This is a genomic window from Pseudomonas morbosilactucae, assembly GCF_023241665.1.
Lineage (GTDB): Bacteria > Pseudomonadota > Gammaproteobacteria > Pseudomonadales > Pseudomonadaceae > Aquipseudomonas > Aquipseudomonas morbosilactucae.
Window position 1 is genome coordinate 40361 of sequence record NZ_JALQCX010000056.1, and the last position, 11163, is coordinate 51523.

General features: G+C 63.6%; 10 protein-coding genes and 1 pseudogene. 6 read left to right on the plus strand and 5 right to left on the minus strand.

All coding sequences use genetic code 11. The features are described 5' to 3' along the window. Nucleotides 1-137: 137 nt before the first annotated feature. Together M1B35_RS26275 and M1B35_RS26280 are read right to left on the minus strand one after the other, a co-directional pair. Entirely contained in the window at nucleotides 138-521 is a 384-nt protein-coding gene (locus M1B35_RS26275) for a DUF2946 domain-containing protein (RefSeq protein ID WP_268263504.1), read from the minus strand. A 109-nt stretch (nucleotides 522-630) separates the two neighbouring features. After that, on the minus strand, nucleotides 631-1134 hold the full coding sequence (locus M1B35_RS26280) for a GNAT family N-acetyltransferase (RefSeq protein ID WP_268263505.1): 504 nt from the start codon (nucleotides 1132-1134) through the stop codon (nucleotides 631-633). A 411-nt stretch (nucleotides 1135-1545) separates the two neighbouring features. On the opposite strand from M1B35_RS26280, the gene M1B35_RS26285 reads away from it, so the two are divergent. Beyond that, nucleotides 1546-3261, plus strand: coding sequence for an amidase (locus M1B35_RS26285; RefSeq protein WP_268263506.1), 1716 nt, complete (start codon nucleotides 1546-1548; stop codon nucleotides 3259-3261). 75 nt (nucleotides 3262-3336) lie between these two features. Here M1B35_RS26285 and M1B35_RS26290 read toward each other — a convergent pair whose 3' ends face one another. The 3 genes from M1B35_RS26290 to M1B35_RS26300 form a co-directional block, all read right to left on the minus strand. Next, the gene (locus M1B35_RS26290) at nucleotides 3337-4224 is read right to left on the minus strand and encodes a serine hydrolase domain-containing protein (protein WP_268263507.1); all 888 of its coding nucleotides are present in this window, start codon (nucleotides 4222-4224) and stop codon (nucleotides 3337-3339) included. A 116-nt stretch (nucleotides 4225-4340) separates the two neighbouring features. After that, entirely contained in the window at nucleotides 4341-4529 is a 189-nt protein-coding gene (locus M1B35_RS26295; protein ID WP_268263508.1) for a hypothetical protein, read from the minus strand. A 165-nt stretch (nucleotides 4530-4694) separates the two neighbouring features. Then, on the minus strand, nucleotides 4695-5534 hold the full coding sequence (locus M1B35_RS26300) for an alpha/beta fold hydrolase (protein WP_123333911.1): 840 nt from the start codon (nucleotides 5532-5534) through the stop codon (nucleotides 4695-4697). Between the two features lie 126 nt (nucleotides 5535-5660). Here M1B35_RS26300 and M1B35_RS26305 point away from each other — a divergent pair, with 126 nt between their 5' ends. The 5 genes and pseudogenes from M1B35_RS26305 to M1B35_RS32430 all read left to right on the plus strand — a co-directional run bounded on the left by M1B35_RS26305 (nucleotide 5661) and on the right by M1B35_RS32430 (nucleotide 11092). Further along, complete coding sequence (locus M1B35_RS26305; RefSeq protein WP_268263509.1) at nucleotides 5661-6236, plus strand: TetR/AcrR family transcriptional regulator; 576 nt, start codon at nucleotides 5661-5663, stop codon at nucleotides 6234-6236. Nucleotides 6237-6511: 275 nt separating this feature from the next. Then, a complete protein-coding gene (locus M1B35_RS26310) occupies nucleotides 6512-7609 on the plus strand; it encodes a carboxynorspermidine decarboxylase (protein WP_268263510.1) in 1098 nt (365 codons plus the stop codon). A gap of 28 nt (nucleotides 7610-7637) precedes the next feature. Next, nucleotides 7638-8882 (plus strand): saccharopine dehydrogenase family protein, encoded by a 1245-nt coding sequence (locus tag M1B35_RS26315; protein ID WP_123333917.1) that lies wholly within the window; start codon nucleotides 7638-7640, stop codon nucleotides 8880-8882. A 269-nt stretch (nucleotides 8883-9151) separates the two neighbouring features. After that, a pseudogene (locus M1B35_RS32425) lies at nucleotides 9152-10237 on the plus strand (cache domain-containing sensor histidine kinase); the annotation flags it as partial. 87 nt (nucleotides 10238-10324) lie between these two features. Beyond that, a complete protein-coding gene (locus M1B35_RS32430) occupies nucleotides 10325-11092 on the plus strand; it encodes a methyl-accepting chemotaxis protein (protein ID WP_425273453.1) in 768 nt (255 codons plus the stop codon). The last annotated feature ends 71 nt before the right edge of the window (nucleotides 11093-11163 follow it).

Here is an 11163-nt window from a genome sequence, read left to right on the forward strand (position 1 = left end):
GGCCGGGCGAATAAGGATCGCCAGGGCACCGCGGGTCATGAACGACGTGCGCCGGCTCGCGCATCAGCGGCGAGGGCGAACGACGAACCAGGGGGCGCTCGTGCGCATTGGCCATTGGGGCCAGGCGCTGAGCCAGGTCAGATCAGAGGGGATGCGCGGGGATTGGCCGAAGGCCAGGAATATCGAGGGGGCGCCTTGCAGCGCCGTTCACGGGTGGGCCAGCGTGTTGGCCCAAGCCGCAGCCAGCCGCCCAGCACCAATAGCAAGGCAATGCCCAGGGTCACCGCCGAGCAGATCGGGCAGGCAAAACTGCCGGCCCAGCCGCTGGCCGACGGGTCACTGAAATCACTCTTGGACGCTGGCGCCGAATTGCCCAGGGACGAGCAGAACGCGGAGCCTGCGCCATTGAGTTGCAGGCCGCTCATCTGGCCATGGGCCAAACCGCAGGCGAACAGATTGAACAGGACGCAAAAATACAGGGTCCAGGCAATCAGCGAGCGGTCGGAACGGGCCAGTTTCATGGCGGCGACTTTACACCCAGGCAGCCGCAGGTTGAAGCGCCCATTGAACCGTGCCAACGGGCGGTGCAGAGCGGCGCGCCAGGAGTCGGCTGGCATCGCGCGTCGGCCATCAATGCACGGCCCGGGTCACCAGGAAGCTCAGCAACTCCGGCTCGTCATCCAGCTGGATGGCCTGCACCGGTCGCGGCAAGCCGTCCAGTACGGTGCGCCAGAATGCCTGGGAAACTTCATCCTGATCGTAGAAGCGCACCAGCCAGTCACTGTCACCGCTGCTCAGCACCTGGGTTGCCAGGGCCCGGCCGATGCCCTGGCGACGGTAGCGTTTCAAGATAAACAAGTCCGCCAGTTCCAGGGCGTGCAGCCCCGGCAACTCGCTGCGCTCGATCAACATGAAACCGGCGATAAAGCCATTGACCAGCAGCAGGTTCGCGCTCCATTGCGGATCCTGCCAGTAGCGCGCCAGGTGTTTCTCGTGGATGTAAAAACGTCCGTCCACCTCCACGTCTTCCTGCTCCCAGTCCGAGGACTCGTAGGCATAAAACTGATAGAGGTTACGGATCAGTTCGGCCTGCTCCGGGCCGGTCTGCACCAACTCAAGGGTGGTCTCACTCATGGCCGTTGCTCGCACGGGAGCGAACGAGGCTGGCAGGAATCGTGGATCGAAGGCATTGGCATCTCGGTCAAAAACAAATAACGAAGGCGCCACCCTTGGGGGCACCCTGGCAAGGGCCGCTATTGTTTACAAAAGCGCTCGCCAATGCCATCACCCCTCAACCACTGGAAGACCCCGACAGGGCTGGGCGATCCACCCATCGGCGCAAAACAGGTCGGGCGTGAATCCGCGCGTAGCCGCATAAAGTCCGATACAACGCCTTGCGTTCAGGATAAATTCGCGGGGAAAAGCCCGCCCCGAAAGGCTGCGCTGCATCGAATGTTTTCTGTGAGAAGCGATTTTGAATACCCTGATGCCCTTCAGCGTGATCCCCACTGTTCTCCCTCACCCTCAGTCGTCGGCGGTAACCCCATGATTGAAGTCACCGAGCTTTCCATTGCCGAGCTGCGTGCCGCGCTCGAATCCGGCCAGACCACTGCGGTGGAACTGGTGCAGGCCTACCTCGCCAGGATCGACGCCTACGACGGCGCCGACACGCCCACCGCGCTGAATGCCGTGGTGGTGCGCAACCCCGCCGCGCTCGACGAAGCCAAGGCATCCGATGCCCGTCGCGCCAAGGGCGAACTGCTGGGGCCGCTGGACGGCATTCCCTACACGGCCAAGGACAGCTACCTGGTCAAGGGCCTCACCGCTGCCTCGGGCAGCCCGGCCTTCGCTGAGCTGATGGCCTGTCGCGATGCGTTCACCATCGAGCGCTTGCGCGCCACCGGAGCCATCTGCCTGGGCAAGACCAATATGCCGCCCATGGCCAACGGCGGCATGCAACGCGGGGTCTACGGCCGTGCGGAAAGCCCGTACAACGCCGACTACCTGACCGCGCCCTTCGCGTCCGGCTCCTCCAATGGCGCCGGGACTGCAACCGCCGCCAGCTTCGCGGCTTTCGGTCTGGCGGAAGAAACCTGGTCGAGCGGCCGGGGGCCGGCCTCGAACAACGGCCTGTGCGCCTACACGCCCTCACGCGGGGTGATTTCGGTACGCGGCAACTGGCCGCTGACACCGACCATGGACGTGGTGGTGCCCTACGCCAGGACCATGGCCGACCTGCTGGAAGTGCTGGACGTGGTGGTAGCGGAAGACCCAGACACGCGGGGCGACCTGTGGCGGCTGCAACCTTGGGTGCCGATCCCCAGCGTGGCCTCGATCCGGCCTGCGTCCTACCCTGCGCTGGCCGGCAACGGCAGCGCCCTGGCCGGCAAACGCTTCGGCGTGCCGCGCATGTACATCAACGCCGACCCAGAAGCCGGCACTGCGCCGTCCCCAGGCATCGGCGGCCCCACTGGTCAGCAGATCCATACCCGCCCGTCGGTGATCGAGCTGTGGAAGCAGGCGCGCCAGGCCCTGGAAAGCCTGGGTGCCGAAGTACTCGAAGTGGACTTCCCGCTGGTGTCCAATTGCGAAGGCGATCGTCCCGGGGCACCCACGGTGTTTACCCGGGGCCTGGTGAGCAAAGCGTTTCTTCACCATGAACTGTGGGACCTGAGCGCCTGGGCCTTCGATGATTTTCTCCAGGCCAACGGCGACCCGAAACTGCATCGGCTGGTGGACGTCGACGGGCCGTTGATTTTCCCCCACGACCCGGGAACCCTGCCCAACCGCGAAGACGACCTGGCGGCGGGCATGGACGAGTACGTGCGGATGGCCGAGCGCGGCATCACGCCCTGGAACGAAATCCCGACCTTGCCGGACGGCCTGCGCGGACTTGAAGAAACACGCCGCATCGACCTGGAACAGTGGATGGACCGACTGGGGCTGGATGCGGTGATCTTCCCGACGGTCGCCGACGTCGGGCCGGCGAACGCCGATGTCGACCCGCAGTCCGCGGACATTGCCTGGAGCAACGGGGTCTGGGTGGCCAACGGCAACCTCGCCATCCGCCACCTGGGCGTGCCCACGGTCACCGTGCCCATGGGCGTCATGCCGGACATCGGCATGCCGGTCGGGTTGACCTTCGCCGGTCGCGCCTATGACGACTCCAGCCTGCTGCGCCTGGCCTCGGCCTTCGAGTCCCTGGGCAGCAAACGCCAGGTCCCGCCTCGCACCCCGCCCCTGTCGGTCGGCCAACCCTGAGCCCCATGGGGTGTCGGCCGCAACGGCCGCCACCCCGTTTCATCAAGGCCTACAGACAAATACCGGTCCTGGTGGCTAAGCCCCTTGGCGCAAGGCCGCCATCAGTTGCTGCACCACCTGGGCCTCCACCGCACCTTGATCGTGGCCCTCCTGGAACACCGCACAACAAGCAGACGCCTGCCCCTCACTGGCGCGGTAAACCGCCAGGGTGCTGCCCGGCCCGCCGCCGGTGTGCCCGCACAGCATCAACCCACCCTCGACGGGCCCCTGCATCACGCCCAGGCCATAACCCGGTGCCTGCCAAGGGCGACCGGGAATGGGGCCGCCCAGGACGCGCGCACGCTGCAGGTCCTCAAGCAAGGCCGGCGGCAACAGATGACCGGCCAGCAGGCGATCAAGAAACTGAGTCGCCTGGGACAGCGGCCCAATCAGCAAGCCGTGGTACACCCAGGCCGGGTCGTAGCCCGCTGGGATGCCCAGGCTGAGGGTATGCAAATCAGCCTGCCGGGTGGCGAGGCGAACCGTCGACACACCCAAGGGGTGCAAGGCGCGCTGGTTCACCGCGTCTTCAAGCCCCAGGTCGGTCAGCCGCTGAATCAATCGGGCGACCAACAGGTAGCCCACATTCGAATAGCGCCAACCGGCCCCGGGCGGATAGCGCAAGGTCGAGGCATCAAGGCGTTGCAGCATCTCATCGGCTGGCCAGGCGGCCTCACCTGCGGCGACCGCCGCGTGGTAGTCGGCCAACTCGCCGTAATCCGCCAGCCCGGCTTCATGCCGCAGCAACTGGCGCAAGGTGAACGGCCCTTCCTGCAACCTGTCGTCCAGGCCGACCCGGCCATCACGCACCAGCGACAGCGCGGTCGCGGCAAGCACGGTCTTGCTGAAGCTCCACCAAGGCAGCACGGTGCCCAGGTTGTCGGGCGTCAGAGGGTGGCCGTTGGCGATCGATGAAAAAAGCATGGGAGGGCGAGCCTGCTGGTTGGAAGGAAAAACGCACCCGCCCTGAGGCCAGTGCCGGTGCAAAGTAGCGTTTCCCTGCGGCCTGGGGCAACTGCCGGGCCTCTATTGCCAAGGCGCTACTGTTCCAGCATCAAGCCTCGCCACTTGATCGGGGGATGGTCCGCCGCAGGAATCAATAGCGGGTGGGTCGGGGACTGTGGGTCGCGGTTGTCGACCACGGCGTTCTGCCCCTCGGCGACCCCGGCCTGCGCTTCGCCCTCCGGCACCGGAGCCGGGGGCTGTTCTGGCGTTGCTGGTTCAATCACGGTTCTGACTCTTTATCGATGCCCTGGGGCTGCGATGGCCAAGGCCAATAAGTGCCTGGCCAACGGAATAACGAAGGGGTTGGCGACCTGGCTCATGGGTTGCCTTCAGGAGTCCTGCGTTGGGGGTACGGCGAGCGCGGGTAGCGCTCTGCCGCGTGCGCCCTCTCACTCGTCGAGGAACTGGATCGCGTGCTGGAGGAAACGCTCGGGGTACTGGTACTGCGCGCCGTGGCCGGCATCGGGGTAGATCAGCAACTGGGCGTTGGGCAGGTTCTGCACCAGGTGCCAGGAATTGATCGAGGCAATCATCACGTCGTGGGTGCCGTTGAGGACCAGGGTCGGTTGCTGGATCGCCTTGAGGTAGGCGTAAGGGTTCTCCCCCGCCAGCGGCACCAGGTAGGCACCGTGGGCCTCAGCCTGGGCCTGGGCAACGGCGGCCGAGCTGGGCGGGTCCTGATCGAGGCGCTGATGGCGACGCTGCCAGAAGGCCAGGCCCGCTTGCTTGGCCGCTTCAGAACGGCCGAAGAACAGGTAGAGAAAATCTTCCACGGTCGGCACCGGTGTCGGCGCCACCTCCAGCACCTTGGGCTCCATGGTCGGGTCACCGCCACGCAGGCCGGTGCCGAGCAGCAACAGTTTGCGCACCCGCTGCGGATGACGCAGCGCCACTTCCTGCACCTGCAGGCCGCCTATGGAGAAACCCAGCAAGTCGACCTGTTCCAGGCCCAACGCCTCGATCACGGCGGCGATGTCGTCGGCCATGTCCTCGATGCGGTTGCGCGGCGTGCCGGTGGACGAGGCGACGCCGCGACCGTTGAACAAAATGACTTCCCGACCGGCGGCCAGGCCGTCGGTCAGCAGCGGGTCCCAGTGGTCCAGGCCACCACGAAAGTGCTGCACGAAGAACAGCGGCACGCCTGAGGGCTGGCCCCAGCGACGGTAGGCAAAACGCTCACCGTCTACGTCGATGAAACGGGTCGGTGCGTTCAGATGGGTATCGCTCATGGCGGAAGTCCTCAGGGTGAGTGGCGAGCCGTTATGATGTCGATCATAATCTAAACCGTCAACAGCTTTGATGACGTTCGACATCAATGTATATTCAGCGCCTTCACCCACAGGAGGCATCGAGGGATGAGGGTCACCAAGGCACAGGCACAAGCCAATCGGGCACACATCGTCGAGACCGCTTCCGAGTTGTTTCGCGAACGGGGTTACGACGGCGTGGGGGTGGCAGACCTGATGGCCGCTGCAGGCTTTACCCACGGCGGGTTCTACAAACACTTCCGCTCCAAGGCCGACCTGATGGCCGAAGCGGCGGCCTGCGGCTTTGCCCAGAGCCAGAGCAATGGCGCGGGCATGGACCTGGCCACCTTCTTCACCCTCTACCTGTCACGGGAACACCGGGACGCACGGAGCCAGGGCTGCACCATGGCCGCCCTGAGCGGTGATGCGGCGCGTCAATCGGACGAGGTCAAGGCGACCTTTGCCGAAGGCATCGAAGGCCTGCTCAAGGCCCTTGAACAAGGGGCCAAGCCGTCGAGTGACGCGGATCGGCAAGCCACGCGCACGTCGATGATCGACCTGCTGGCCCACGCCATCGGCACCATCGTGTTGTCCCGGGCCTGCCCGGATGACTCGCCGCTGGCCGATGAAATCCTCGAGGCCGGCCGCCGCAACCTACTCCCCTCCCTGCCAGCCGCGGAGTGAACTGCCCGCAACGCCGCAGGCCCGCGCGCGGACCTTGATTCACCCTGTGCCACGCCATCGTTGCGCACGACTAACGTCAACAAATCTGCGTCATCATTCGCCACTGCAAGCCACAGCACGCCCACTCGGCGCGCTGGCGGATGACCGCGCACGGCCCGTGGCGCCTGCCTGCGCCGGCTGTGACTCGTCGAAAATACATTTCCGACCTTTCGGTCTGAGTTAACTGCGGGCACAATGCCTGCCCTTTTTTGGCTAGCCTGGCCGGAGGCCTCGAAATGATCAAAACGCCGTACTACCTCATCGACAAACAAAAGCTGCTGAGCAACATGCAGAAGATCGCCTACGTGCGCGAACAGTCGGGGGCCAAAGCCCTGCTGGCACTCAAGTGCTTCGCCACCTGGTCGGTGTTCGACCTGATGCAGCAATACATGGACGGCACCACCTCGTCCTCGCTGTACGAGCTCAAGCTCGGCCGGCAGAAGTTCGAAGGTGAAGCCCACGCCTACAGCGTGGCCTGGGCCGACGATGAAATCGAAGAGATGCTGGATAACTGCGACAAGATCATCTTCAACTCCATCGGCCAGTTGCAGCGCTTCGCCGAACGCTCCGAGGGCAAGATCCGCGGCCTGCGCGTGAACCCGCAAGTGAGCAGCTCCGACTACCTGCTGGCCGACCCGGCGCGTCCGTTCAGCCGTCTGGGCGAGTGGGACCCGGTGAAGATCGAAGGCGTGATCGAGCAGATCTCCGGCTTCATGTTCCACAACAACTGCGAGAACGGTGACTTCGGCCTGTTCGACCAAATGCTCTGCACCATCGAAGAACGCTTCGGCGCGCTGCTGCACAAGGTCGAGTGGGTCAGCCTCGGCGGCGGCATCCACTTCACCGGTGAAGACTATGCGGTGGACGCTTTCTGCGCGCGCTTGAAGGCCTTCTCCGAGAAGTACGGCGTACAGGTCTACCTGGAACCCGGCGAAGCGGCGATCACCAACAGCGCCTCCCTGGAAGTCACCGTGCTCGACACCCTCTACAACGGCAAACACCTCGCCGTGGTAGACAGCTCCATCGAAGCCCACCTGCTGGACCTGCTGATCTACCGCCTCAACGCCAAGCTGGCGCCGAGCGACGGTGAATACACCTACATGGTGTGCGGCAAATCCTGCCTGGCCGGGGACATCTTCGGCGAATACCCATTTGATCGTCCGCTGGCCATCGGCGATCGGCTGTCGTTCATCGACACCGCGGGTTACACCATGGTCAAGAAAAACTGGTTCAACGGCCTGAAAATGCCGTCCATCGTAGTGAAACAACTCGACGGTACAGTCGAAGTGGTTCGTGAATTTGGTTACGACGACTACCTGTCCAGCCTTTCGTAAGCTGGCGGATAAAGGAGAGATAAAGCAATTGAAAAAGAACGTTCTTATCATTGGTGCAGGAGGTGTCGCCAAGGTGGTGGCCCACAAGTGCGCGCAGCACAACGACGAACTCGGTCGTATTGCTATCGCGTCGCGCAACATCTCCAAATGCCAGGCCATCATCGACAGCGTCAAGGCCAAGGGTAGCCTCAAGGTTCCCGCCGACATCCAAGCCTTCGCGCTGAACGCCCTGGACGTGGAAGCGACCAAGGCCCTGATCCGCGAGACCGACTCGCAGATCGTCATCAACGTCGGTTCCGCGTTCCTCAACATGTCGGTGCTGCGCGCCTGCATCGATACCGGCGTGGCTTACCTCGACACCGCCATCCACGAAGAGCCGGGCAAGGTCTGCGAGACCCCGCCGTGGTACGGCAACTACGAGTGGAACCACCTGGAAGAGTGCAAACAGAAGAACATCACCGCCATTCTCGGCGTGGGCTTCGACCCGGGTGTGGTCAACGCCTATGCGGCGCTGGCACAGCAACAGCATTTCGACCGCATTGATTCGATCGACATTCTCGACGTCAATGCCGGCTCCCACGGCAAATACTTCGCCACCAATTTCGACCCGGAAATCAACTTCCGCGAGTTCACCGGACAGGTGTGGAGCTGGCAGAACAGCCAGTGGACCAGCAACACCATGTTCGAAGTCAAACGCACCGACGACCTGCCGGTTGTCGGTTCGCAGAACCTCTACCTGACCGGCCACGATGAAGTGCACTCGCTGTCGAAAAACCTCGACGTGCCCAACGTGCGCTTCTGGATGAGCTTCGGCGAACACTACATCAACGTGTTCACTGTGCTGAAAAACCTTGGCCTGCTCTCCGAGCAACCGGTGAAGACCGCCGAAGGCCTGGAAGTCATCCCGTTGAAAGTGGTCAAGGCCGTACTGCCCGACCCGTCTTCGCTGGCCCCGGGCTACACCGGCAAGACCTGCATCGGCGACCTGGTCAAAGGCACCAAGAACGGCCAGCCACACGAGCTGTTCATCTACAACGTGGCCTGCCACGAAGAAGCCTTTGCCGAGACGGACAGCCAGGGCATCTCCTACACCGCCGGCGTTCCTCCAGTGGCTGCGGCCCTGTTGGTGGCCCGTGGCGAATGGGATGTGCAACGCATGGCCAACGTCGAAGAGCTGCCAGCCGAGCCGTTCCTCAAGGCCCTGGATGTGATGGGCCTGCCCACCCGCATCAAGGACGCCGCGGGCGACCGCCCTTGGGACGCTATCGCCTGATAGCCCCTGAACAGGCAGGGGGGCCCCTCACGGCGCCCCTTGCCTGCTCCCCTCCTCCCGCCCCTGCGGGGTTGCACCGATACCCTGCCATTGGCCCAGGCCGCCGCCGAACATCCTCCCCCCACCACGCAAAAACGCCCCCTGCCGTTGTACACAAAATACTTGTTAAAGATTTACACCTGTCGAGCCGAAACAAGGTTGATAGCAAATAGCCTTTTTCCGTCAGGCACCGGCCATTTGCCCCGCTCTCTCCGCTGATGGTCGTCACCATGAAAATAAAAACTAAGCTCGTGCTTGCGTTCGTATTGGTCGCCTTTATCCCGGTCAGCCTGGTTGCCGTGATCTCAGTGCTTAACACCCGCACCCAGGCGGTGGATCAGTTCATTGATGGCAGTACCCGGGAAATCCGCCAGATTGACGGCAATATCCGGCAGTTTTTCGACGGCACCCAGCAGAACGTCGATCAAATGGCCACCGATCCTGTATACACCTCGGTCGCCACGCTGAAGGATTACCAGGGCGCCGACGCCGCCAGCCAGCCCATGCCTGCGGCGGCGCAGAAGGTGATCGAGCAGTTCGCGCGCCATGGCACGACCCACCCGGCGGCAGCGATTCTGTCCATCGGCCTGGAAGACGGCACCTACGCCAAATGGCCGGATGACCCGCAACTGGCCAAGTACGATCCGCGTGCCCGCCCCTGGTACAAGGCCGCCATGGCCAGCCCGGGCAAGACCGTGCGCACCCCGGCGTACTACTACGACAAAGACGATGTGGCCCTGGTGGGTACTGCCCGGGCGATGCTCGACAACGCCGGCAAGGCCAAGGGCGTGTTTGTCGTCAGTGTTTCCCTGAAGAACCTCACGGAGCTGGTCAAGAGCATCAAGTTGGGTGAAAGCGGTTACGTAATGCTGATCGAGGACGGCACCGTGCTGGTCGACCCTCGCGACGCCAAGCACAGCTTCAAGCAGCTCAAGGACCTGGGCGCGCCCTATGCCCACCTGGCTGCCACGCCACAAGGCCCCACCGAAGTGGAGATCGACGGCGTGCGCTACATGGCCAATATCTGGACCTCCCCCGGCCTGGGCTGGCGCTACGTCGGTTTGATCGAGTACAGCGAAGTCATGGCGGCGGCGACCCGCATGACCTACCTGACCGCAATCATCGTGGTGGTGCTGGCGCTGATCTTTGCCCTGATGGCCGCAGCGTTTTCCCAAGTCATCGTCAAACCCATCGGCCAGGTCAGCACCGGCCTGCAGTCGATCGCCCAGGGCGAAGGCGACCTGCGCCGTGACCTGGAAGTCCAGGGCAAGGACGAAACTGCGGAACTGGCCGGCTGGTTCAACAAGTTCCTGGCCGCCATACGCCAGTTGATCCAACGCATCGGCGCGGCCTCGACCAACCTGCAGGACGCCTCGCGGGTCAACAGCGAAGTGGCCAACAACATGAACGAAGCCGCCGGGCGTCAGCGCGAAGCGGTGGAACTGGTCTCCACGGCGTTCAACGAGATGGTGGCGACCGCCAACGAGGTGGCCCGTTCGTGCAGCCATGCCGCGGACTCCGCCGAGAGCGGGCACCGTCGGGTGGCCGAGGGCAAGCAACAGATCGAGTTGACCACCGACAACGTCAACCGCCTGGGCAGCCGCCTGACGGAATCGTCCCAGGCCATGGTGGAACTGGAAGCCGGCAGCCGCAGCATCAACCAGATCCTCGGCACCATCCGCGCCATCGCCGAACAAACCAACCTGCTGGCCCTGAACGCGGCCATCGAAGCGGCCCGGGCCGGTGATCAAGGTCGGGGCTTTGCCGTGGTGGCGGATGAGGTACGGGCCCTGGCCAAGCGCACCTCCGACTCCACCGGTGAAATCGACCAACTGCTCAGCACCTTGGGCAACAAGACCCAGGAAGTGTCGCAGAAGATGGAAAGCTGCCTGGACCTGTCCCGCGCCAGCGTGTCGTCGATCGAGAGCGCACGGGACAGCTTCGAGGGCATCCAGTTGTCGGTGAATGAAATCCGCGACCAGAACCTGCAAATCTCGGCAGCCGCCGAGGAACAGCACAGCGTGGCCGAAGAGATCAACCGGCATATCCAGCAGATCTACGACGAGGCGCGCCTGGTGGAAAGCCTGGCCAGCTCGGCGCAAGAAGACTCCGGACGACTGTCGAACCTGTCGAATGAACTGAACGGTTTGGTGGGACGCTTCAAGTCTTGAAACCAGGGGCCTGCAACGGGCCCCGATCAATGCGCACCCATAAAAACGCTGCTCGAATGAGCAGCGTTTTT